Here is a 24379-nt window from a genome sequence, read left to right on the forward strand (position 1 = left end):
GTCTCGCTCGCAGACGTAGGCGTTTTCGGCCTCGCCCACGATCGCCGGCGGCGTCGCGGCGTCCGGGGCCTCCGCCTTGGATCCGTAAGGCCCCGGACGCCGCTCCTTCTCCCACTGCCCGTCGTGGACGAGGTCGTCATCACAACGAGTTCAACGTGCCCCGGGTCACAATCCGTTCCGCCGGGGCCGGTTCTCCGCAAGTCGTCCGTCGATTTCGGCCATTCGGCGCCATCCCTGGCGTCGCCGGCCCTCTGCCGACCACCACTCACCACACCCGCCATATCGGGCATTTACGGCACACCACCCCGGCACATTGACACCCTCGCGCGCGGATGGTGGGCTCGGAGACCATCGGCGGGAGCGAAGGAGACGGGCGATGCGGCTCGGACGCAGGAAGCGGGCAACGGCCGTCGCGGTCGCCGTGCTGGGCGGGCTGCTCTCCGCGGGCGCCCCGGCCGTCGCCGCGCCCTCCGCGCCCGGCTCCCCCGCCCTCACCACGCCCGACCGCACCGGCGACGGCGCGCCGCCCGCCGTATGGCCGCGCCCCCAGTCCATCGAGGCATCCGGGACGGACGTCCCGCTCTCCGCCGAAGTCACCCTCGTCGCCGACGCGCAGGCCGATCCGTACGCCGTCGGCGCGCTGCGGGACCTCCTGCGGGGGGCGGGGGTGCGCACGGTCCACGAGGGGCTGCCGGGCCGCGGCCCGGTCGTCCGCCTCGGCGGCGCCGGTGCCGCGGACGCCCTGCGCGCGCTGCGCGTTCCCGCCCGCGGCGACCTGCCCTCCGGCGGCTACCGGATCGCGGTCGGCCGGGTCGCGGGGCGGGACACCGTCGCCGTGGACGGAGTCGGCGACGACGGCCTGTTCCACGGCGTCCAGACGCTGCGTCAGCTGATCCGGGACGGCGCCGTCGCCGGGGTCGCCGTGCGGGACTGGCCGGGCACCGCCGTGCGCGGGATGACGGAGGGCTTCTACGGGCAGCCGTGGACCCGTGCCGAACGGCTCGCGCAGATCGGCTTCATGGGGCGCACGAAGCAGAACCGCTATCTGTACGCGGCGGGCGACGACCCGTACCGGCAGTCCCGTTGGCGCGATCCGTACCCGGCCGAGCGGCGGGCCGAGTTCCGGGCGCTCGCCGAGCGGGCCCGGGCCGAGCATGTGACGCTCGGCTGGGCCGTCGCCCCCGGACAGACCATGTGCATGGCGTCGGACGACGACGTGAGGGCGCTGACGCGGAAGCTCGACGCGATGTGGGCGCTGGGCGTGCGGGCGTTCCAGCTCCAGTTCCAGGACATCAGCTACAGCGAATGGCACTGCGACGCCGACGCCGACACCTTCGGCCGCGGTCCGGAGGCTGCGGCGCGCGCGCAGGCGCGGGTGGCGAGCGCGGTGGCCCGGCACCTCGCGGCGAGGCATCCGGACGCGGAGCCGCTGTCGGTGATGCCGACGGAGTTCTACCAGGACGGGACGACCGCGTACCGCACGGCGCTCGCGAAGGAGCTCGACGACCGGGTGCAGGTCGCCTGGACCGGGGTCGGGGTGGTGCCGAGGACCATCACCGGCGGCGAACTGGCGGGGGCGCGGGCCGCGTTCCGGCATCCGCTGGTCACCATGGACAACTACCCGGTCAACGACTACGCGCAGGACCGGATCTTCCTGGGCCCGTACACCGGACGGGATCCGGCGGTGGCGGCCGGGTCCGCGGCGCTGCTCGCGAACGCGATGGAGCAGCCGTCCGCGTCCCGCATCCCGCTGTTCACCGCCGCGGACTTCGCCTGGAACCCGAAGGGATACCGGCCGCAGGAGTCCTGGCACGCGGCGATCGACGACCTCGCGGGCGGCGACGCCCGCTCCGGCGACGCGCTGCGCGCACTGGCCGGGAACAGTGCGGCGTCCGTGCTGGGCGGTGACGAGTCGGCGTATCTGCGGCCGCTGCTGGACGCGTTCTGGCGGTCCCGCAGCGCGCAGGACGCGGCGGCGCGGGACGCGGCGGCCCGCGCGCTGCGGGAGGCGTTCACCGTGATGCGGCAGGCACCGCAGCGGCTGGGGAACGTCGCCGAGGGGCGGCTCGACGACGAAGTGCGGCCGTGGGCCGAACAGTTGTCCCGGTACGGCCGGGCGGGCGAGCTGGCCGTCGACCTGTTGCAGGCGCAGGCGCGCGGCGACGGCGCCGCCGCGTGGCGGGCGTCGCTGGCGCTGGAGCCGGTGCGGCGGGCGACGGGGGCGAGCGGTGCGACGGTCGGCAAGGGGGTGCTGGACCCGTTCCTGGACCGGGTGCGCCGGGAGGCGGACGCCTGGACGGGCGCGGACCGCGAGGCGGGCACGGTGACCGAGACGCCCGGCAGCCACACGGTCCGGCTGGACCGGGCCCGTCCGGTGGAGGCCGTGACGGCGATGACCGAACCCGGGAACGGTCCGGGGGCCGGTGCGAGGCTGGAGGCGCACGTGCCCGGCGTGGGCTGGCGCGTGCTGGGCCCGGTCTCGGCGAGCGGCTGGACCCAGATCCCGGCCAAGGGACTGCGGGCCGACGCGATCCGGATCAGCAGGCCGACCGGGAGCCCGGTCGTTCCCCCGCTCATCACGGGCGCGAGGCCGCCGGTCGTCGCGGAGGAGGAGAACCGGACGGGCGGGCCGGAAAGCCCTGCGCCCGCGCCCGGTGACGCCGGTTCCGGTGACACCTCGTCCGGGGGCGCCGGTTCCGGGAACACCGCCGCCGGGGACGTGTCGGCTCCGCGGGTGCGGGCGCTCGTGCCGTGGTTCGGCGACGAACCCGCCGCCCGGCTGGACCTCGCGCGCGGCGAGACGGACGCCGAGATCGGCGGCGGCCCGCAGCGGGTCCGGGCCCGGCTGGCCGCCCGGCGCCCCGCCGAGGTGCGCGGCACGCTCACCGCGCACGCCCCCAAGGGCATCGAGGTGAGCATCCCGAAGCGGACCCGGGTGCCGCGCGGCACCGGCACGGACGTCCCCGTCGAGATCACCGTCCCGGCGGGCACCCCGGCCGGCGAGTACGAGGTGCCGCTCAGCTTCGGCGACGAACGCGGCACGCTCACCGTCCGGGCGTTCCCCCGCACCGCGGGCCCGGACCTGCTGCGTGGCGCCACGGCGTCCTCGTCCGCCGACGAGACGCCGGACTTCCCGGCCTCGGCGGCCTCCGACGGCGACCCGGGGACCCGCTGGTCGTCACCGGCCGAGGACGGCGCCTGGTGGCAGGCGGAACTGCCGGCCGCGGCCCGGATCGGCCGGGTGGTGCTGCACTGGCAGGACGCCTACGCCTCCCGCTATCGCGTCCAGGTCTCCCCGGACGGCCGGACCTGGCGCACGGCGGCGACGGTGCGGGACGGGCGGGGCGGCCGCGAGTCGGTCCGGATGGACGCGAAGGACGCCCGCTTCCTCCGGGTCCAGGGCGATGCCCGCGCCACCGAGTTCGGCTACTCCCTCTGGTCGGTTGAGGCGTACGCCGTCGCCGCGCCGGAGTGAGCCCCGGTCGCGCGCGTCCCCGGGACGGCCGCCCCGCGCGCCGTGTACGGGCACCGTGGCTCCCGGGTGCTCCGGCCCCGGACGGCAACCGCACGGTCCACTCCGCACGGCGGGCCCCGGACGGCCCCGGGGACGACGAAGGCCCGGATCCTCAGGCTGATACGCCGTCGATCCGGGCCATCGCGTCGTCCGCGCCGAACGGTTGCAAGTACGGCAACCAGCGCGGATCACGATGCCCGGTCCCGATGATGCGCCACGCGAGGCCCGTGGGCGGGGCGGGCTGCTGGTGCAGCCGCCAGCCGAGCTCCGGCAGGTGCCGGTCGGCCTTGACGTGGTTGCAGCGACGGCAGGCCGCCACGACGTTGTCCCAGGAGTGCTGACCGCCGCGGCTGCGCGGGATGACGTGGTCGACGCTCGTGGCCGCGGCCCCGCAGTACATGCAGCGGCCCCCGTCCCGGGCGAAGAGGGCCCGGCGGGTGAGGGGGACGGGCCCGCGGTAGGGGACCCGTACGAAGCGTTTGAGACGGACGACGCTGGGGGCCGGGACGACCCGGGTGGCACTGTGCATGAAGGCGCCGGATTCCTCGAGGCAGGTTGCCTTGTTTTCGAGCACGAGGACGAGAGCGCGGCGGAGCGGTACGACGCCGAGCGGCTCGTACGACGCGTTGAGAACCAGGACATGCGGCACGGTGGACGCCTCCTTGTACGCCGGCGGCGCGTGGCTCGCGCCGGGACGATCCGATCCAAGTTTCTCCTCACGCCCGGTCGATGCGCCACCACGTGCGGGTAACGGGCTGGGAGGATTTTTCGCGCCGCGGCCCCGTGATTCCCGTGGCGACGGGCCACGGCAGGCCCCGCGGGGCCGTTTCGGCAGGCCCGCGTCCGGTGTGTGATCGGCCACACGCGCCCTTCGCGCCCCCGGGACGCCTCTGCCTCCTCGGTCGCGACAGCCATCCGCGACCGCTGCCCCGTTAGTGTGGTGGGTCCGTCGCAGCCCAGCCGGAGGTCCCGTCGTGCCCCTGTCCGCCTTGTTGACCGCAACCCCGTCGCCCGGGTCCGGCAGCTCGCTCGACGAGGCCGCCGAGCAGGCCGGCAACGCCGCGAGCTGGGTGGAGGAGAACTGGTCCACCTGGCTGAGCACCGGCCTGCGGATCATGCTCATCGCGGCCGTCGCGATCATGCTGCGCATCGCGGTCCGGCGTGCCCTGACCAAGCTCATAGAACGGATGAACCGCAGCGCCCAGGCGGTCGAGGGCACCGCGCTGGGCGGGCTGCTGGTCAACGCGGAACGCCGCCGTCAGCGGTCCGAGGCGATCGGTTCCGTGCTGCGGTCGGTGGCGTCCTTCCTGATCCTCGGCACGGCCGTCCTGATGATCCTCGGCGCGTTCCAGATCAACCTGGCCCCGCTGCTGGCCTCCGCCGGGGTGGCCGGTGTGGCGATCGGTTTCGGTGCGCGCAACCTGGTCACGGATTTCCTCTCCGGCGTCTTCATGATCCTTGAGGACCAGTACGGCGTCGGCGACAGCATCGACGCGGGTATCGCCTCCGGCGAGGTCATCGAGGTCGGCCTGCGGGTCACCAAGCTGCGCGGCGCCGAGGGCGAGATCTGGTACGTCCGCAACGGCGAGGTGAAGCGGATCGGCAACCTCAGCCAGGGCTGGTCGACGGCCGGCGTCGACGTGACGCTGCATCTCACGGAGGACCTGGACCGGGTCCGTTCGGTGATCACCGATGCCGCCGCGGCGATGGCCAAGGAGGACCCGTGGAACGAGCGTCTGTGGGGTCCGGTCGAGGTCCTGGGCCTGGACACGGTGCAGTTGGACTCGATGACGGTCCGGGTGGCCGCGAAGACGATGCCCGGCAAGGCGGTGGGCGTGGAGCGCGAGCTGCGCTGGCGGATCAAGCAGGCCCTGGACGAGGCGGGCATCCGGATGGCCGGCGTACCGGCCCAGGCGGAGGAGGAGCCCTCGGCGGACCCGTCGGCCGCCGTGGCCGCCCCGTCGGCGTTCGCGTCGGCCACCTCGCCGCAGACCCTGGCCACGAACCCGATCATCCCGCCGCCGAACAGGGGGAAGTAGCCGCCCGGGGAAGCGGCCGGGCCGGGGCCCTCTGCTCCGCGACAGGCCCGTCGGCGCGTTACGTGGTGTCCGGCAGACGGACGCCACGTAACGCTTTGGTTGCCGCAGCGATGCCGCCCATTGACGCCCCGGCGCGCGCGCCATACGGTCCTCTCACAGAATAGGAAACTTTCCTAACAGAGGGCGGGTGGATGCTCATGGCCGGAACCACACCGGGTACCCCCCGCGTTCTGCGGGCCATGAACGACAGGGCCGCCCTCGATCTGCTACTGGAGCACGGCCCCCTCTCGCGGACCAGGATCGGGAAACTGACCGGGCTCTCCAAGCCCACCGCGTCCCAGTTGCTGGCGCGGCTGGAGGCGGCCGGGCTTGTCGTCGCCACCGGGACCGTGGCCGGACGGCCGGGGCCCAACGCCCAGCTGTACGCGGTGAACGCGCGGGCCGCGCACGTCGCGGGGCTGGATGTGAACGCCCGCCGGATCCTCGCCGCCGTCGCCGACGTGACCGGTGCGACGGTCGGGGAGTTCGAGCTGCGCACCCCGGGGCGGCGCGCCGACTCGGTGGTGCGGCAGGTGGCGGACGCCCTGGACGGGGCGGTCAAGGACGCCGGGCTCACCCGTTCCGACGTGCACCGGGTCGTCATCGGCACCCCCGGCGCCTTCGATCCCGGCACCGGCAGGCTGCGATACGCCTCGCACCTGCCCGGCTGGCACTCCCCCACCCTGCTGGAGGAACTCGCCGCGTTCCTGCCGATGCCGGTCGAGTACGAGAACGACGTGAACCTGGTCGCGGTGGCCGAACAACGGCTCGGCGCGGCACGCGGGCACGACGACTTCGTCCTGCTGTGGAACGAGGAGGGGCTCGGTGCCGCCCTGGTGATCAACGGGCGCCTGCACCGTGGCTTCACCGGTGGCGCCGGCGAGGTCGGTTTCCTGCCGGTGCCGGGCGCGCCGCTGGTCCGGCAGGTCACCAAGGCGAATTCGGGCGGGTTCCAGGAATTGGCGGGCTCCCAGGTGCTGGCCCGGCTGGCCCGGGGGCTCGGCATCGAGGACGCGGCGGTCCGCGGTGCCGGTACCCACCACGAGGTCGCGGCCCGGCTGCTCGCCGGGGCCGCCGAGGCCGCCGAGGCGGGTGACGACGGCCCGTACCCCCGGCTCCTCGACGAGTACGCCACCGGGCTCGCGACCGGTCTCGCCTCCATGATCGCCGTGCTGGACCCGGAGGTCGTGGTGCTGTCCGGCGAGGTGATCGCGGCCGGCGGCGAGCCGCTGCGCTGCCGGGTGGAGTCCGAGCTGATCGAACTGGCCGCCTCGCGGCCCCGGCTGATCGCCGGTGACGTCACCCACCGTCCCGTCCTGCGCGGTGCGCTGGAAAGTGCGCTCGCCACCACCCGTGACGAAGTCTTCGACACGTCGCGCTGACCCGTTTTCCGTTTCTTCCGTACGTCATCCCCTCTCCGACCCATCGTCCACCGGGAGTCACCGCCATGTCCGGAAACCGCCGGAAGACGGCCGCCGCGCTCGCCGCGACCGCCGCGCTCACGCTTCTCGCCTCCGCCTGTACCGGTCAGAGCAATTCCGGTGCCACGGACGACGCCTCCAAGGACACCACCATCACCTTCTGGCACGGGTGGAGCGCCCCCGGCGAGGTCGCGGCGATCAAGGCGACGGTCGACGCCTTCGAGAAGAAGCACTCCAACATCCACGTCGAGGTCGTCGGCAACATGACCGACGACAAGATCAACCAGGCGCTGCGGGCGGGCGGTTCGAACGCCCCGGACGTCGTCTCGTCGTTCACCACGAACAACGTCGGGAAATTCTGCTCGTCGAAGGCGTTCGTCGATCTGAACCCCTTCCTGAAGCGGGACGGCATAGACCCGGACAAGACGTTCCCGAAGGCGATGAACGAGTACACGCAGTTCGACGGCGTGCGCTGCACCGTCCCGCTGCTCGGTGACGCGTACGGCCTCTACTACAACAAGGACGCGTTCAAGGACGCCGGTGTCGCCAAGCCCCCGGAGACCTGGTCGGAGCTGGCCGAGGTCGCCAAGAAGCTGACGAAGGCCAAGGGCGACTCGTACGAGCGGCTCGGCTTCATGCCGAACTACCACGGCTACGAGTCGACGACCGAGCACTACCTCGGCGGCTGGGACCCGAAGTACTTCGACGCGGACGGCAAGGCGAACATCGCCGAGGACCCGGCGTTCGCCGCCATGCTCACCGTGCAGAAGAAGCTGGTCGACGACCTGGGCGGGTACGAGAAGCTGGAGAAGTACCGCACGTCGTTCGGTGACGAGTGGGGCGCCAAGCACCCCTTCCACACCGGCCAGGTGGCCATGCAGCTGGACGGCGAGTGGCGGCTGGGGATGGCCGAGGAGACCAAGCCGGGGTTCGAGATCGGGGTGGCCCCGATGCCCGTCGCCGACGACCAGCGCGACAGCTACGGCAAGGGCTACCTGACCGGCACCGTCGCCGGTGTCGCCGCCACGTCGAAGAAGCAGAACGCGGCCTGGGAGCTGGTCAAGTTCATGACCACCGACACCGACGCGGTGGTGGACTTCGCCAACGCCATCCACAACGTGCCCTCCACGCTGGAGGCGCTGAAGTCCCCGAGGCTGAAGTACGACCCGCGGTTCAAGACCTTCCTGGACATCGCCGCGAACCCGAAGAGCACCACCACCCCGCCCTCGGTGAACGGCGGCGCGTACCTGGTGTCCCTGCAGAACCTCGGGTTCGACATCGAGAAGGGCAAGCAGACGGACATCAAGGCGGGGCTGGAGAAGACCGCCGCCGAGATCGACGCCGCGATCGCGCAGGCGAAGTAGCACCGCGATGAGCACGTCCACGAGTACGTCGGCGCGTACGGGCACGTACACGCCGCGTTCGAAGCGCCGCAGGTCGGCGCTTCGGACCGCGGCGTTCATGTCGCCGTGGCTGATCGGGTTCTGCGTCTTCTTCGCCTACCCGCTGATCTCCACGGTCTACTTCTCCTTCACCTCCTACGACGGTTTCGCCGCCCCCGAGTTCAGCGGGCTCAAGAACTGGTCGTTCGTCTTCTCCGACTACCCGCTGTTCTGGCCCGCGCTGCGCAACACGCTCTGGCTGGTCGTGGTGATGGTGGCCTGCCGGGTGGTGTTCGGTCTCGGCGTCGGCCTGCTGATCACCAAGATCAAGACGGGGGCCGGGGTCTTCCGCACCCTGTTCTACCTGCCGTACCTGGCGCCGCCGGTCGCGGCGACGCTCGGCTTCGTCTTCCTGCTCAACCCGGGGACCGGGCCGGTCAATTCGCTCCTCGGCGAGCTGGGGCTGCCCACACCCGGCTGGTTCACGGACGCCGCCTGGTCCAAGCCGGCGCTGACCGCACTCGCGGTGTGGGGCGTGGGCGACCTGATGGTGATCTTCATGGCCGCGCTGCTCGACGTGCCGAAGGAGCAGTACGAGGCGGCCGAACTGGACGGGGCGGGCCCGTTCCAGCAGTTCCGTTTCGTCACCCTGCCGAACATCTCGCCGATCGTGATGTTCGCCGTGGTCACCGGGATCATCCAGACGATGCAGTACTACACCCAGCCGCTCGTGGCGGGGAAGATCGCCTCGGGCGTGATCGGCGGCTCCGGGCAGCAGTTCCAACCCGGCTATCCCGACGACTCGACACTGACGCTGCCGCAGCTCGTCTACAACCTCGGCTTCCAGCGCTTCGACTACGGCTCCGCCTGCGTGGTCGCGCTCGTTCTGTTCGTCCTCGCCATGGCGTTCACCGCACTGCTGATGCGGCGCCGCAGCGGGCTGATCCAGGCAGGTGAGTGACGTGGCGCAGGCTCTCGACACCCGTCCGGCGGCGGCCCCCGGGGCCGCCCCGGCCGCGTCGGCCGGACGGACCGCGCGCCGCAAGGCGCTGCTCCACTGGATCGCCGTGCACGCGCTCGGCGTGGCGGCGGCGCTCTTCTTCGTGCTGCCGTTCGTCTTCCTCGTGCTCACCTCGCTGATGAGCGACCAGCAGGCGCTGACCCGCGACCTGTGGCCGCACCCCTTCGAGTGGAGCAACTACAAGAAGGTGTTCGACACCCCGGGCTTCCTCACCTGGTGGCGCAACACCCTGATGTACGCGGGACTCGGCACGGTCCTGACCGTCGTGTCGTCCCTGCCCGTGGCGTACGCGCTCGCCAAGTTCCGCTTCCGCGGCCGGCACCTGTCGCTGATGCTCGTCATCTCGATGATGATGCTGCCGCCGCAGGTCGTCGTCATCCCGATGTACCTGTTCTGGGCGAAGCAGCTGGACCTGTCCGGCACGCTCTGGCCGCTGATCGTCCCGATGGCGTTCGGCGACGCGTTCTCCATCTTCCTGCTGCGGCAGTTCCTGCTGACCATCCCGAACGAGTACCTCGACGCGGCGAAGGTCGACGGCTGCGGCGAACTGCGCACCCTGCTCAGGGTCGTCCTGCCGATGGCCAAGCCGGGCATCGCCGCCGTCGCGCTCTTCCAGTTCTTCTACGCCTGGAACGACTACTTCGGACCGCAGATCTACGCCTCCGAGAACCCCGCCGCCTGGACCCTGAGCTACGGCCTGGAGTCCTTCAAGGGCGCGCACCACACCGACTGGAATCTGACCATGGCCGCGACCGTACTGGTCATGGCCCCCGTGATCCTCGTCTTCTTCTTCGCCCAGAAGGCGTTTGTCGAGGGCGTCACACTGACCGGAGTAAAGGGCTGACCATGAAGCTCGCAGTAGTGGGTGGCGGGTCCACCTACACCCCCGAACTCATCGACGGATTCGCCAGGCTGCGCGACACGCTGCCCATCGAGGAGCTGGTGCTCGTCGACCCGGCGACCGACCGTCTCGAACTCGTCGGCGGACTGGCCCGGCGAATCTTCGCCAAGCAGGGCCACCCGGGACGGATCGTCACCACCTCGGACCTCGACGCGGGCGTCGCCGACGCCGACGCGGTCCTGCTCCAGCTGCGCGTGGGCGGCCAGGCCGCCCGCAACCAGGACGAGACCTGGCCGCTGGAGTGCGGCTGCATCGGCCAGGAGACCACCGGGGCCGGCGGCCTCGCCAAGGCGCTGCGCACCGTCCCGGTCGTCCTGGACATCGCCGAACGGGTCCGGCGCACCAACCCGAACGCCTGGATCATCGACTTCACCAACCCGGTCGGCATCGTCACCCGGGCGCTGCTCCAGGCCGGTCACAAGGCCGTCGGCCTGTGCAACGTGGCGATCGGCTTCCAGCGGAAGTTCGCCCGGCTGCTCGACGTCACGCCCGACCAGGTGCACCTCGACCACGTCGGGCTCAACCACCTGACCTGGGAGCTCGGCGTCCGCCTCGGCGGCCCGGACGGCGAGAACGTCCTGCCGCGGCTGCTCGCCGAGCACGGCGACGCGATCGCGGACGACCTGCGCATGCCGCGGGCGATCGTCGACCGGCTCGGCGTCGTCCCCTCGTACTACCTGCGGTACTTCTACACGCACGACGAGGTCGTGCGGGAGCTGGGCACCAAGCCGTCCCGGGCGGCCGAGGTGGCCGCGATGGAGAAGGAACTCCTCGCCATGTACGGCGATCCGGCGCTGGACGAGAAGCCCGCGCTGCTCGCCAAGCGCGGCGGCGCCTTCTACTCCGAGGCCGCGGTGGACCTGGCGTCCTCGCTGCTCGGCTCGGGCGGCTCCGCGGTGCAGGTGGTGAACACGTACAACCGCGGGACGCTGCCGTTCCTGCCGGACGACGCCGTGATCGAGGTGCAGGCCCGGGTCGACGGGACGGGCGCGGCCCCGCTCGCCGTGCCGGAGCTGGACCCGCTGTACGCGGGGCTGATCTCCCACGTGACGGCGTACGAGGACCTGGCCCTGGAGGCGGCGCTGCGCGGCGGTCGCGATCGGGTGTTCAAGGCGCTCCTCGCGCACCCCCTGATCGGCCAGTTCGAGTACGCCGAGGCGCTCACCGACAAGCTGATCGCGCACAACCGGGAGCACCTGGCGTGGGCGTGAACGCTTCGGTCCTCGCGATCGATGCGGGGAACAGCAAGACCGACGTGGCCCTGATCGGTACTGACGGGACGATTCTCTCGACCGCTCGCGGCGGCGGATTCCAGCCGCCGGTGGTGGGGGTCGAGGAGGCGGTCGACGCGCTCGGCGCCGCCGTCGACCGGGCGCTGGAGTCGGCGGGCGTGCCCGCCGGTACCGTCGCGCACGTGTCGGCCTGCCTCGCCAACGCCGACCTCCCGGTGGAGGAGGAGCAGCTGGCCGCGGCGCTGCGCGCCCGCGGCTGGGGCGGCACGGTCGAGGTCCGCAACGACACCTTCGCGATCCTGCGCGCGGGGGTCGACGAGCCCCGGGGCGTGGCGGTCGTCTGCGGCGCGGGGATCAACTGCGTCGGCATGGTGCCGGACGGGCGGACCGCCCGCTTCCCCGCGATAGGCCGGATATCCGGGGACTGGGGCGGCGGTTCGGGGCTGGCCGAGGAGGCGATGTGGTTCGCCGCGCGGGCCGAGGACGGCCGCGGCGAGCCGACCGAACTGGCCCGTACGCTGCCCGGCCACTTCGGGCTCGACTCCATGTACGCACTGATCGAGGCGCTGCACCTGGGCCGGATCGGGTTCGAGCGCCGGCACGAGCTGAGCCCGGTGCTGTTCGCGACCGCGGCGGGCGGTGACCCGGTGGCGGGCTCGCTGGTGAACCGGCTGGCCCAGGAGGTCGTCGCGATGGCGTCGGTCGCCCTGACCCGGCTCGACCTGCTGACCGAGGAGGCCCCGGTGGTGCTGGGCGGCAGTGTGCTGGCGGCCCGTCACCCGCAGCTGGACGAACGGATCTCCGAGCTTCTCGCGGCACGGGCACCGCGGGCGGTCGTCCGGGTCGTGACGGAGCCTCCGGTCCTGGGGGCCGCGCTGCTCGGTCTCGATCGCACGGAGGCGGCGGCCGAGGTGCACGAGAGGCTGCGCGCCCAGTACCGCTGACCCGTCGTCCCACATTCGGGAGCCCTCCGGGAGGGCGCCCGCCGATTCGCCCCCAGGAGGCGTCCCCCGGTGCCGCGCACCGCGGGACGCCTCCTGCGTACGGGAACCGCTCAGCCGTCCCGGACGTGTTCATGGGTGGGGAGATCGAGCCGTTTCGGGGTTCGGTCCGCCGATCGGCTTGATCGGCGGCGCGTGCCTTGATCGAATGCGCATGGGTCCGGCAGGCGGACCCGTGCGGGATCCGGGCGTTCACGGTGCGTGTGCCGGCTCCCGCGGCCATACTTCTGGCCGGGTACCAGTCCCCCGGCCGGCCGGGGGGCCGGGCCATCGTCGGCGACCGAGGGGGAGGTCACGTGACACACCCGCCGAATGTACGGACCGCGAAGCAGCAGCCGCGGCCCGTGCCGTCCGCATCCGTGCCCGTGCCCGCTCCGCCGGAACCCGGCGTCTGGGCCGTCACGACGGGCCGGCTCCGGGCCGCGGCGACGACCGAGCCCGGCAGGCTGCGCATCATCGGGGCCGCGCTGGCCCTGCTCGTCGTCGCGTTCGGAACGGTGACGGCGCTCGAAGTCCAGGGCAGGGCGGACGCCGCGAACGACGTGGTGGCACGCAGCCAGCCGCTGAGCAGGGTCGCGGCCGACCTCTACCACTCCCTGGCCAGCGCCGACACCGCGGTGGCCGGCGGCTTCCTGGCCGGGGCCGAGGAGCCGCGCGAGAACCGCGACGAGTACGAGAAGGACATCACCCGGGCGTCCGAACTCCTGGTGAGGGCCGCGGCCGACGCCGACGCGTCGACGAGCTCCGGGCAGGAAATCACCACGCTCAGCGAGGAGCTTCCCCGGTACACGGGGCTGATCGAACGGGCCCGTGCCAACAACCGCCAGGGATATCCGCTGGGCGCCGCCTACCTCCGGTACGCGAACCAGAAGATGACCGACATCCTGCTGCCGGCCGCCGAACGGCTGTACAAGGCGGAGACGGCTCGGCTCGGCCGGGACAACGACGACGCCCGGGCCTGGCCGTTCCTCTCGATCGGCCTGGGGGTCGTGGCGGTGGCCGCGCTCGTCTGGGCGCAGCGGCGCAATTACCGCAGGACGAACCGGGTCTTCAACCACGGGCTGCTCGTCGCGACCGCCGCGTCCACCGTGCTCCTGCTGTGGCTGTCCGCCGGGCACACGGTGGCCCGGTCCGAGCTGCGGGACGCCGACGTGCACGGGCAGCGGTCCCTCGATGTACTCAACAACGCGCGGATCAGCTCCCTGAAGGCGCGCGCCAATGAGAACCTCGGCCTGGTCGCCCGGGGTTCGGTGCTCACCCCGGGCAAGACGGACCGGAAGGACAAGTACGAGGCCGACTTCGCCACGGACATGAGGTTGCTCGGCGACCAGTTGGCACAGGCCCGGACGTTCGCCGAGGACAGCAAGGGGAAGGACCCGGTGAAGACCGCGATCACCGCGGTCGCCACATGGCAGGACCGCCACAAGGACGCCCGCAAGGCCGAGGAGGACGGCGACTACCGCGGCGCCCTGGAACTGATCACCAGCGCGAAGCGGTCGACCGCCGAGTCGTTCACCCTGGTGGACGCGGGGCTCAAGCAGGCGCGCGTCCATGAGCAGGAGCAGTTCGGGACGGCCGCGCGGAGCGGACGGGGCATGCTGTCCCCGCTGCCGGTCGGAGCGGCCCTGCTCGCGCTGCTGGGGGCGGGCGCGGCGATCGTCGGTATCAACCGCAGGCTCTCGGAGTACCGGTGAGAGGGGGAGCGATGACCAGGAAGCGCACGGTGGGGGCCGCCGTCGGCAGGCTGCGCGGCTGGGGCGGTGTGACGTGCATGGCCGTGGCCTGCGCGGTGACGGCCTCGCTCACGCTGCTGCCGCTCTCCCACGCCGGTGCCGATGCCCCGGGCCGCGCCCCGGGGACGGCGTACGCGACGCAGACCCGGACCGACGACTGCGCGCGCTCGGATCCGTGGGCGAGCGAACCGCCGTCCAACGCGAACGGCGCCAAGATCGAGGAGATCCAAAACCGCGGCAAGCTGATCGTGGGCGTCGACCAGAACAGCCTCTACTGGGGATACCGCAATCCGGAGAAGAACAGGCCGGAGGCGGACGCGTCGGCGAACAACGAGATCGAGGGCTTCGACATCGACCTGGCGCGGGCCATCGCCGAGAACATCCTGCACAACCCGAACGCGGTGATCCTCCGGGTCATCTCGACCGCGGACCGGGAGACGATGCTGGAGAACGGCGACATCGACCTCGTGGTCCGCACGATGACGATCAATTGCAAGAAAAAGGTCTCCTTCTCCACCCCCTACTTCCAGGCCGGACAGCAGGTCCTCGCGCCGAGGAGTTCGCCGATCACCGGGTACGACGATTCGCTGTCCGGCAAGCGGGTGTGCACCGCCGAGGGCTCCAGCGCCTACGAGGCACTGAAGGAGAAGCCGCACGGCGCGACCTTCGAGGTGAAGAACGAGCTCCCCGTCCCCAACCAGCTGGACTGCCTGGTGCGGCTGCAACTCGGCGAGGTCGACGCCGTGGTCACGGACGACGCGCTCGCGGCCGCGCAGGTCGCCCAGGACCCGGCGGTCGAGTTCAAGGGCGGAACGTTCACCGAGGAGTACTACGGCGTGGCGGCCAAGAAGGGCGCGACCGATCTGGTGGCCCGCGTCAACCAGGTGCTGGTCGACTACAGCAGCGGTGGCACGAACAGCGCCTGGATGACGTCGTACCGGAAGTGGCTGGAGAAGACCCTGCCGGGAAAGAAGCCGCCCGCGAAGACCTAGGCCGGGACCGACCGGACCGTCCGGTGTCGTGACCGGCGATGCCGGGAGCCTGGGGAGGTGCCGGGCGGCGCGACGGGGCACACGTTACGGAGAAGGGCACTGGTGCCGGGACGGCCCGGGGCGCGTGAGATGGTGCGGCCCGGATCGACGAGGCAATGGCACTGATCCTTCCGGGCCCGTCCCGGCAGGAGGAGCGGAGAGATGATCGATGGGCGTCGCGGGCCCCTTCCCCTACGCGGAAAGGCCCCCCGGCCCGGTCCTGGACCGGGACGAGGCGGACCGTGCGCTGGCCCGGCTGGGCGCGGAGCACGAGGCGATCGAGACCTCGCTCCTCGCCCTGCAGGACCATGCGGGCCGTCGGCTCCTGGAGGGCGCCGATCTGACCGGCGTCACCGAGGAACGCTGGGCGGCCACCGAGCAGTCGATCACGCTGCTGTGGGGATACTTCGAGGCGTACACGGGGACGCTGTCCCGGGCCCGCGCGGTGCGGGCCCGCCGTCGCCATCCCAACCGGGACGACCTGGTGGCCCTCACCGACCTGCTGCGCGGGCAGAGTGTCACCGTGGCGCACGCGGCCGGACGGCCCACCCCGTCGATCACCGGCCCGGCCAAGCTCTCCGAGCGGTTCACGCTGGAGGAGCTGGTCGCCCGGATGAACGACCTGTACGCCCGTTCGCTGGACATGGTCGTCGCCTCCGACTCCGTGTGGTCCGCGCTGCCCGCCCGGATCGACCTGCTCGCCGCCGAGCTGCACCGCACCCGCTCGCTGGCCCACTCGGCGGGGGTCCGGCCCGGTGAACATCCGGCGGGGGACGAACTGGAGGCGATCACCGAGGAGCTGGCGACGCTGCGGGTGCAGGTGGTCTCCGACCCGCTGGCCTTCTGGCTCTCGGGGCCGGGGAGTTCGGCTCCGGGTGGCGGGCGCCCCGACACCACGCGCTACGACCGGGCGGCTCGCGCCCTGGAGGACGTGCGACGGGAGATCGAGGCGGTGCTCGCCGTCCGGCAGGACGCCGAGCAGCGGCTGGGCCGGCTGCGCGACGTCCTGTCCCGTGCGGACCGGACCCTGACCGAGGCCAGGACGGCGCGCGGCGAGGTGCTGGCGAAGATCGCCGCGACCGAGGTGCCCGCGGTGAGCGGCCCGGCGACCGCACTCCAGGAGCAACTGGCCCTGGCGTCGGAGTACCGCAGGCATGCCCGGTGGCACCGCCTGTCACCGCTCCTGGAGGCGCTGGAGCGGGAGGCCGAGGAGGAATTGCTGCGCGCCCGGGAGTCACTGACCGCGGTCACCGCCCCGCTGGCCGTGCGGGCGGAGCTGCGCGGCAGGCTGGACGCGTACCGGGCGAAGGTCGCCCGGCACGGCCTGGCCGAGGACCCGCTGCTGATCGAGCGGTACGACGTGGCGCGTCGGATGCTGTGGAGCGCGCCGTGCGATCTGCGGGTCGCCGCCCAGGCGGTACGGCGCTACCAGGAGACGGCGGCGGAACTGCTGGCCCAGCCCCGGACCTCCGGACCGGAGGACGGCCGGTGAACGCAGGCATGGGCACAACGCAAGGGCCGCCGCGGCGGCGCGGTGGACAGGGGGACGGACCATGAGTACGCAGTGTCAGCGCCCCGGGTGCGAGGGCGCCTACGAGGACGTGGGCGGCGGTGAGCTGTACTGCGACACCTGCGGTCTGGCCCCGGTCGTCTCGCCGACGGGCATGGTGAGCTCGCCGCCGACCGGGATCGCGGGCGGCGCCGCGAGCAGTCGCGGCGGCCGGGGAAGCGACAGCGGTTCGCACTCGTCCCGGGCGTCGTCGCGGGCCTCGTCCCGTTCGTCGACCTCCCGGCGGTCCGTCTCGGGTCGGCTGTCGCGGTCGCTGTCCGGGACTTCCACCTCCCCGTCGGTGTCGGTGCGTTCCCAGGGTTCGTCCTCGAACGCGTCCGGCCGGGGCAGGCTGGGCGTGGGCCTGGTGGAGGTGCCGGATGTGCCGCGGCCCGATCCGCGGACGGCGGTGATGGAGAACCCGGAGGTCCCGGAGCGCAAGCGGTTCTGTTCGCGTTCCGACTGCGGGGCACCGGTGGGCCGGTCCCGCGGCGAACGGGTGGGCCGCACGGAGGGGTTCTGCACCAAGTGCGGCCACCCGTACTCCTTCGTGCCCAAGCTCGTCGCGGGCGATGTCGTGCACGGGCAGTACGAGGTCGTGGGCTGCCTGGCGCACGGCGGGCTGGGATGGGTCTATCTCGCGGTCGACCGTGCGGTGTCGGACCGCTGGGTGGTCCTCAAGGGCCTGCTCGACACGGGTGACCAGGACGCCATGGAAGCCGCCATCTCGGAGCGCCGCTTCCTCGCCGAGATCGAGCACGCCAACATCGTCCGGATCTACAACTTCGTCGAGCACCTCGACCAGCGCACCGGTTCGCTCGACGGCTACATAGTGATGGAATACGTCGGCGGCAAGGCGCTCAAGGAGATCGCGAACGAACGGCGCACCCCGGCCGGGCGGCGCGACCCGCTGCCGGTCGAGCAGGCGTGCGCGTACGGCATCGAGGCGCTGGAGGCGCTCGGGCATCTGCACAGCCGCAACCTGCTGTACTGCGACTTCAAGGTCGACAACGCCATCCAGACCGAGGACCAGCTCAAGCTGATCGACATGGGTGCGGTGCGCCGGATGGACGACAACGAGTCGGCCATCTACGGCACCGTCGGGTACCAGGCGCCGGAGGTCGCCGAGGTCGGCCCGTCGGTCGCCTCCGACCTGTACACGGTCGCGCGGACGCTCGCGGTGCTCACCTTCGACTTCCAGGGCTACACCAACGTCTACGTGGACTCGCTGCCCGACCCGGACAACATCGAGGTGTTCCGGACGTACGAGTCGTTCTACCGGCTGCTGGTACGGGCCACCGACCCGGATCCGGCACGGCGGTTCGCCTCGGCGGCGGAGATGGCGGAGCAGTTGACCGGGGTGCTGCGCGAGGTGGTGGCCCTGCAGTCGGGGCGGCCTCGACCGGCGCTTTCGACGCTCTTCGGCACGGAGGTGCGGGTCACGGACACGCGGTTGTTCGCCGAGCCGACGGGCGATGTGTCACGGCTGGGGGCCCGGGCCACCGGCCCGGAGGCGTCCGGCCATACCGGTGGCCCCACCCCCGTGGCGGGGCGGGCGGGCCCGGGAGCGGCGGGGAACGGCACGGCGTCGGCGCAGGCACCGGCCGGTGCCGCGATCCCGGGGCCCCGTGTCCCGGCCGTCGCGCCGGGTGCCGCCGTGCCGGTGCCGCACGCCCCGCACGCCCCCCGGCTGGCCGGTTTCGACGCACGGGCCTCCTCGCTGGCGCTGCCGACGCCCCGGGTCGACGTGAACGATCCCAACGCCGGCTTCCTCGCCGGGTTGATGGCGACCGCCCCCGCCGAACTGCTCGCGGCGCTGGGCGCCGTGCCGGCGGCGTCCCTGGAGACCCGGCTGCGCGAACTGCGCGCCCTCCTGGAGACGGGCGAGCACGGGACGGCGGAGCAGACCCTGGCCGGACTGGAAAGTCTGCACGCGGACGACTGGCGGGTCGTCTGGTACCGCGGGATCACCTCGCTGGTGACCGGTGACCACGAGAACGCGGCGCTGTCCTTCGACGCGGTGTACGACGCGTTCCCCGGCGAGCCGGCGCCCAAGCTGGCCCTGGGCATCTGCGCGGAGATCCTGGGCCAGTTGGACAACGCCGCCGAGTACTACCGTCTGGTCTGGGCGACCGATCCCGGCTTCGTCAGCGCGGCGTTCGGTCTGGCCCGGGTGCAGTTGGCCGTCGGGGACCGCCGCGGCGCGGTGGCGACGCTGGAGTCGGTGCCGGAGTCGTCGATCCACTACACGGCGGCCAGGGTCGCCGCCGTGCGGGCGCGGCTGCGCGAGCGGGCGCCGGACGAGCCGTTGATGGCCGATCTGGCGGCCGCCGCGGAACAGGTCTCGGCGCTGACCGGGTTCGGCCTGGACCCGGTGCGCCGCGAGGAGTTGTCGACCGAGGTGCTGGGCACGGCGCTCGACTGGGTGCTCTCCGGCGGCCCCGCCGCCGGGGCGCCCGGAGCGACCGGGCCGGGGACACTGCTCGGCAGTGAGGTGAACGAGCGCGGCCTGCGTTTCGGCCTGGAGCGTTCGTACCGGATGCTCGCCCGGCTCGCGGAGCCCGGCGACGAGAGGATCGAACTGGTGGAGCGGGCCAACCGCTTCCGCCCCCGAACGTGGGTGTGAGGATGTCGCAGAACCCCCAGGAGACGCCCCTGTCGAAGTGCCCCGGCTGCGAGGAGCCGCTGGAACCGGGGGACTTGTTCTGCGGTGCGTGCGGGTACGACCTGTCGGCCGTGCCCGCCCCGCCGCAGGACGGTCCGACGATCGCGTCGCCGGACGGCGGTGCGCCGTCCACCGCGCGTGCCGCGGCGGAGGCCCGGCCCGACGGGGACGTCGGCCCGGACGATTTCGAGCTCGCCGCTCCCCGGGCCGAGGCCGCCGCCGTGCGGCCGGCCGGGGCGTCCGCGCCCGACGCGGCGTTCGGGCCTCCCGCCGGGAAGCCCGCGCCCGATCCGCGCAGCTCCGCCGCCGGTCCGCTCGCCACGCCGCCGGCCGGCACCAAGCTGTGTGTGGCGTGCCGCGTCGGCCGGGTCGACACCGACGGCTACTGCGAGAACTGCGGCCACGCCCAGCCTCGCGAGCGCGACCACATGGAGCAGGAGCTCGGTTCGGTGGCCGCCGTCAGCGACCGGGGGCTGCGCCACCACCGCAACGAGGACTCGTTCGCGGTGTCGACCACCGCCCTGCCCGACGGTTCGCCGGCCGTCGTCGCGATCGTGTGCGACGGCGTCTCGTCGGCGAGCCGCCCGGACGAGGCGTCGGCGGCCGCCGCGTCGGCCGCCAACGAAGCGCTCCTGGAGTCGCTGCCGCGCGGCACCCACCCGCAACAGGCGATGCACGAGGCGATCCTGGTGGCCGCGGAGTCGGTCAACTCGCTGGCGCGGGAGCCCGGACGGTCGGGTGAGCAGGAACCGCACCGGCACCAGAACGCCCCGGCGTGCACCCTGGTCGGCGCGGTCATGGCCAACGGTCTGCTGGTGGTCGGCTGGGTCGGCGACAGCCGCGCTTACTGGGTGCCGGACGACCGCACCGCACCGTCCGCCCGGCTCACCGAGGACGATTCCTGGGCCGCGCAGATGGTGGCCGCGGGGCTGATGAACGAGGCCGAGGCCTACGCGGACGACCGGGCCCATGCCATCACCGGGTGGCTCGGCGCCGACGCGTACGAACTGGAGCCGCACACCGCCTCGTTCAAACCGGACCGCCCCGGTGTCGTGGTGGTGTGCACGGACGGCCTGTGGAACTACGCGGAGTCGGCCGCCGAGATGGCCGCGGCGGTGCCGTCCGACGCGGGGGCGCGACCGCTGCACGGTGCGCAGGTGCTGGTGGGACACGCACTCGACGGTGGGGGCCACGACAACGTAACAGTGGCCCTGTTGCCGTTCGCCCTGCCGTCGCAGGGGGCAGGATCGGGCTGCGGCACCACATGAGTCCCGTTCCGTAACAGTTGGTTCCGGTTCTGCCGACGTCCTGCCGTTCCGCCCGTCCCGCTCCACAACTTCGACCGTTTTCGGCGCCGACCGGTCGGCGTCGGCCGAACCTTGCCCGTACTTCTTCCCTCACAGCTGTCCTCATCCGACACCTGGAGTCCACGAGGAGCCGATCACATGGCCAACTTCTCCAAGTCGCACGTGCCGCAGTTCTCCGTCGAGGTGTACCAGAACGTGTTTCTGCCGGTGGGCGGTCGCGAGGTCAACGCGATCGTCACGGTCACCTCGACCGGAGGCGGCACCACCGGCGGCGTCCCGCTGTCCGACGGGGCCGCGGCGCCCGTGCACGTGCCGGGGCGGGCGCCGCGGGCCGCTGTGGTGATCATGGTCGACTGCTCCGGCTCGATGGACTATCCGCCGACCAAGATGCGCAACGCCCGAGACGCGACGGAGGCGGCCATCGACACCCTGCGCGACGGCACCTCGTTCGCCGTGGTCGCCGGCACGCACGTCGCCAAGGAGGTCTACCCGGGCAACGGCAGGCTCGCGGTGGCCGACGCGCAGACCAGGGCCCAGGCCAAGGGGGCGCTGCGTTCGCTCGGTGCCGGTGGCGGTACGGCGATCGGCACCTGGCTCCGGCTCGCCGACCGGCTGCTCGGCGCGGCCGACGTGGAAATCCGGCACGGCATCCTGCTGACCGACGGGCGCAACGAGCACGAGGCGCCGGAGGACCTGCGGGCCGCGCTCGAATCCTGTGCGGGCCGTTTCACCTGTGACGCCCGCGGTGTCGGCACCGACTGGGAGGTGAAGGAGGTCAAGGCCATCGCGTCCGCCCTGCTCGGCACCGCCGACATCGTCGCGGACCCGGCGGGGCTGGCCGCCGACTTCACGCAGATGATGGAGAACGCGATGGGCAAGGAGGTCGCGGACGTCGCACTGCGGCTCTGGACGCCCGTCGGGGTCGAGATCGCGTTCGTGAAGCAGGTCGCACCGACGGTCGTCGACCTGACCGACCGCCGTACCGAGGCGGGGCCGCGGGCCGGGGACTATCCCACGGGTTCGTGGGGCGACGAGTCCCGCGACTACCACGTGTGCGTGCGGGTGCCGGAGGCCGGAATCGGCCAGGAGATGCTGGCGTCCCGGGTCTCGCTGATCCTGCCGGACCCGGCCGACGGGACACCGCAGACGCTCTCCCATGGACTGGTGCGGGCGGTGTGGACGGAGGACATGGCCGCGTCCACCTCGATCAATCCGCAGGTCGCGCACTACACGGGCCAGGCGGAACTCGCACAGGTCATCCAGCAGGGGCTCGATGCCCGCAAGTCGGGCGACTTCGACGGTGCGACCGCGAAACTGGGCCGCGCGGTGCAGCTGGCGTCGGCTTCCGGGAACGAGGACACCGCGAAACTGCTTTCGAAGGTGGTGGACGTGGTCGATGCGGCGACCGGTACTGTGCGACTGAAGGCGAAGGTCGCGGAGGCCGACTCGATGACGCTCGAAACACGCTCCACCAAAACCGTTCGCGTCAAGAAGTGACCGTACGACCACACCGAAGGGCCGCCCGGTGATCCGCCCGGCGGCGACGAGCAGAGGAATGACGGCCCCAGGGGCCGGACGAGGAGAGGGGGAAGCGCCGACATGCCGACCTGCCCGAACGGACACCAGTCGGGTTCCGACGACTGGTGCGAGGTCTGCGGCCACCGCATGACCGGCGCGAACGCGCCCGCCGGCGCCGCTCCCCCACCGCCTCCCCCGCCCGTCCCCGGCTTTCCGCAGGGACCGGGCGCGGGCGCGGACTCGACCCAGCAGGCCGAGCTCTGCCCGCAGTGCCGCACGCCCCGTGAGGCGATGGCGCCGTTCTGCGAGGAGTGCCGCTGGAACTTCCTGACGAACACCGCGACGTCGTACACGCCGCTGGCCCCTTCTCCCCACGTGCCCGCCGGTCCTCCGCCGGGCCTGAACCTGCCGCCGGGTTTCCAGGCGCAGCAGCCGTCGGGGCCGCAGCAGCACGACCCGTTCGATTACCAGGGCTCGCGGCCCTCGCAGGTGAACCGCCCGGCCGAGCCGCTGTCCCCCGACCGGGAGGGCCGCCCCGGGCCCGCCGCACCGGCGCCCGCACCGGCGCCCGCGCCGGGGCCGCAGGCGTCGCAGCCACCGCACCCGTTCCAGCAGCAGGGGCCGACGCCCTCGCCCTCGTTCCAGCAGCAGTCCTCCTCGCCGTTCCAGCAGCAGTCGGCGCCGCCCGGCTTCGACCGGCCCGGCCCGTCCGTGCCGCAGCCGCCTGCGCCGCAGCCGCCCGTGTCCCCGGCACCGCCCGCGCCCCAACCGCCGCAGGCCGGTGACGACGACTGGATGCTGTCGCCCCCGTCGCCGCCCCAGGGCCCCCAGCCGTCGCCGCAGCCGCTCCAGCAGCAGCCCTCGCCGTTGCCCGGGGCGAACCAGAACCTGACGCCCGCGAGCTGGACCGCCGTCGTCGCCCCGGACCGTGAGTACTTCCTGTCGATGATGCAGCGCAGCGGCCCGGAGGCCACCGGGCTCAACCTGCCCGCGTACTCCCCGGAGCAGCAGGTCGCGCTGACCGGCAACCAGGTCACCGTCGGACGCCGTCGGCACAGCACCGGGGAGTCGCCCGACATCGATCTGTCCGTGCCGCCCGAGGACCCGGGCGTCTCGCACCAGCACGCGGTGCTGGTGCAACAGCCCGACGGCAGTTGGGCCGTCGTCGACCAGAACTCCACCAACGGCACCACGCTCAACGGCGCCGAGGACCCGATCCAGCCCTACGTCCCCGTCCCGTTGAAGGACGGCGACCGGGTGCACGTCGGTGCGTGGACGACGATCACGATCCGCCGGGACTGACCCCGGACCGCGGAGAGCGAAACGGCCCACCGGACCCGTCCGGTGGGCCGTCGGCGTCGGCCGACCGGTACGGCGGGGGGCGCGCCCCCGGGCCGGCGCGTCGAGTCCCGCGGACACGTGCGGACGGACGGGCGCCCCGACACGCTCCGGCAGGCACCGCGGTGAGGCTGGTCAGCGGTTCGGCGGCGGGTCCTAGGTCCCGGGTACTCGGCCGGTGCGTCTGCGACGATGGACGGGTGACTGAGATTCCGCGCGACACGCTGCAGGAGCAGACCTTCTACGAGCAGGTCGGCGGCGAGGAGACCTTCCGACGCCTGGTGCACCGTTTCTACCAGGGGGTCGCCGAGGACCCGCTGCTCAGGCCCATGTATCCCGAGGAGGATCTGGGCCCGGCCGAGGAGCGGTTCAGGCTGTTCCTGATCCAGTACTGGGGCGGCCCCCGCACCTACGGCGAGCTGCGCGGGCACCCGCGGCTGCGGATGCGGCACGTCCCGTTCCAGGTGGACCGGGCGGCGCACGACGCGTGGCTGGGTCACATGCGCGTAGCGCTGGACGAGCTCGGTCTGGCACCGGACCACGAGCGGCAGCTGTGGGACTACCTCACGTACGCGGCGGCCTCGATGGTGAACACCGAGGGCTGAGCCGCCGCCCTCCGGACCGGTCCGGCGCTCACGGACGCCCCGCCCGCCCCGCTTCCCGGGGCGGGTTTTCCATGTACCGGTCA

The 24379-nt window shown here is 72.6% G+C and carries 17 protein-coding genes; 16 read left to right on the forward strand and 1 reads right to left on the reverse strand.

The window, feature by feature from the left end:
• Positions 1-376: 376 nt before the first annotated feature.
• Positions 377-3475 carry a beta-N-acetylglucosaminidase domain-containing protein gene (locus tag ACFC79_RS05750; RefSeq protein WP_376235634.1) on the forward strand — a complete coding sequence of 1033 codons (3099 nt, stop codon included), beginning with the start codon at positions 377-379 and terminating at the stop codon, positions 3473-3475.
• Positions 3476-3626: 151 nt separating this feature from the next.
• Here the strand turns inward: ACFC79_RS05750 and ACFC79_RS05755 are convergent, their stop codons facing one another.
• Positions 3627-4163: an HNH endonuclease gene (locus ACFC79_RS05755; RefSeq protein ID WP_376235637.1), complete on the reverse strand. Its 537-nt coding sequence runs from the start codon at positions 4161-4163 to the stop codon at positions 3627-3629.
• A gap of 325 nt (positions 4164-4488) precedes the next feature.
• On the opposite strand from ACFC79_RS05755, the gene ACFC79_RS05760 reads away from it, so the two are divergent.
• The 15 genes from ACFC79_RS05760 (at position 4489) to ACFC79_RS05830 (ending at position 24296) form a co-directional block, all read left to right on the forward strand.
• Positions 4489-5553: a mechanosensitive ion channel family protein gene (locus ACFC79_RS05760; RefSeq protein ID WP_376235640.1), complete on the forward strand. Its 1065-nt coding sequence runs from the start codon at positions 4489-4491 to the stop codon at positions 5551-5553.
• 197 nt (positions 5554-5750) lie between these two features.
• Entirely contained in the window at positions 5751-6974 is a 1224-nt protein-coding gene (locus ACFC79_RS05765) for an ROK family protein (protein WP_376235642.1), read from the forward strand.
• A 65-nt stretch (positions 6975-7039) separates the two neighbouring features.
• Positions 7040-8377, forward strand: coding sequence for an ABC transporter substrate-binding protein (locus ACFC79_RS05770; protein WP_376235645.1), 1338 nt, complete (start codon positions 7040-7042; stop codon positions 8375-8377).
• A gap of 97 nt (positions 8378-8474) precedes the next feature.
• Positions 8475-9356, forward strand: coding sequence for a carbohydrate ABC transporter permease (locus ACFC79_RS05775; protein ID WP_376235835.1), 882 nt, complete (start codon positions 8475-8477; stop codon positions 9354-9356).
• Between the two features lies 1 nt (position 9357).
• Positions 9358-10260: a carbohydrate ABC transporter permease gene (locus ACFC79_RS05780; RefSeq protein ID WP_376235648.1), complete on the forward strand. Its 903-nt coding sequence runs from the start codon at positions 9358-9360 to the stop codon at positions 10258-10260.
• 2 nt (positions 10261-10262) lie between these two features.
• Positions 10263-11528 (forward strand): 6-phospho-beta-glucosidase, encoded by a 1266-nt coding sequence (locus tag ACFC79_RS05785; protein WP_376235650.1) that lies wholly within the window; start codon positions 10263-10265, stop codon positions 11526-11528.
• Positions 11519-12493, forward strand: coding sequence for an N-acetylglucosamine kinase (locus ACFC79_RS05790; protein WP_376235653.1), 975 nt, complete (start codon positions 11519-11521; stop codon positions 12491-12493). Before ACFC79_RS05785 ends, ACFC79_RS05790 begins: the two co-directional genes overlap by 10 nt.
• A gap of 353 nt (positions 12494-12846) precedes the next feature.
• The gene (locus tag ACFC79_RS05795) at positions 12847-14244 is read left to right on the forward strand and encodes a hypothetical protein (protein WP_376235655.1); all 1398 of its coding nucleotides are present in this window, start codon (positions 12847-12849) and stop codon (positions 14242-14244) included.
• An 11-nt stretch (positions 14245-14255) separates the two neighbouring features.
• Positions 14256-15275 (forward strand): glutamate ABC transporter substrate-binding protein, encoded by a 1020-nt coding sequence (locus ACFC79_RS05800; protein ID WP_376235658.1) that lies wholly within the window; start codon positions 14256-14258, stop codon positions 15273-15275.
• A 208-nt stretch (positions 15276-15483) separates the two neighbouring features.
• Positions 15484-16806, forward strand: a complete 1323-nt coding sequence (locus ACFC79_RS05805; protein WP_376235660.1) for a hypothetical protein — start codon at positions 15484-15486, stop codon at positions 16804-16806.
• 61 nt (positions 16807-16867) lie between these two features.
• A complete protein-coding gene (locus tag ACFC79_RS05810; protein WP_376235663.1) occupies positions 16868-19489 on the forward strand; it encodes a tetratricopeptide repeat protein in 2622 nt (873 codons plus the stop codon).
• Entirely contained in the window at positions 19486-20796 is a 1311-nt protein-coding gene (locus tag ACFC79_RS05815) for a protein phosphatase 2C domain-containing protein (protein ID WP_376235665.1), read from the forward strand. Before ACFC79_RS05810 ends, ACFC79_RS05815 begins: the two co-directional genes overlap by 4 nt.
• 177 nt (positions 20797-20973) lie before the next feature.
• Positions 20974-22332 carry a VWA domain-containing protein gene (locus ACFC79_RS05820; protein WP_376235668.1) on the forward strand — a complete coding sequence of 453 codons (1359 nt, stop codon included), beginning with the start codon at positions 20974-20976 and terminating at the stop codon, positions 22330-22332.
• 102 nt (positions 22333-22434) lie between these two features.
• The gene (locus ACFC79_RS05825; RefSeq protein ID WP_376235671.1) at positions 22435-23655 is read left to right on the forward strand and encodes an FHA domain-containing protein; all 1221 of its coding nucleotides are present in this window, start codon (positions 22435-22437) and stop codon (positions 23653-23655) included.
• Positions 23656-23891: 236 nt separating this feature from the next.
• Positions 23892-24296 carry a globin gene (locus ACFC79_RS05830; protein WP_376235673.1) on the forward strand — a complete coding sequence of 135 codons (405 nt, stop codon included), beginning with the start codon at positions 23892-23894 and terminating at the stop codon, positions 24294-24296.
• Positions 24297-24379: the final 83 nt, after the last annotated feature.

Origin of the sequence: Streptomyces sp. NPDC056061 (assembly GCF_042266885.1) — a bacterium.
Lineage (GTDB): Bacteria > Actinomycetota > Actinomycetes > Streptomycetales > Streptomycetaceae > Streptomyces.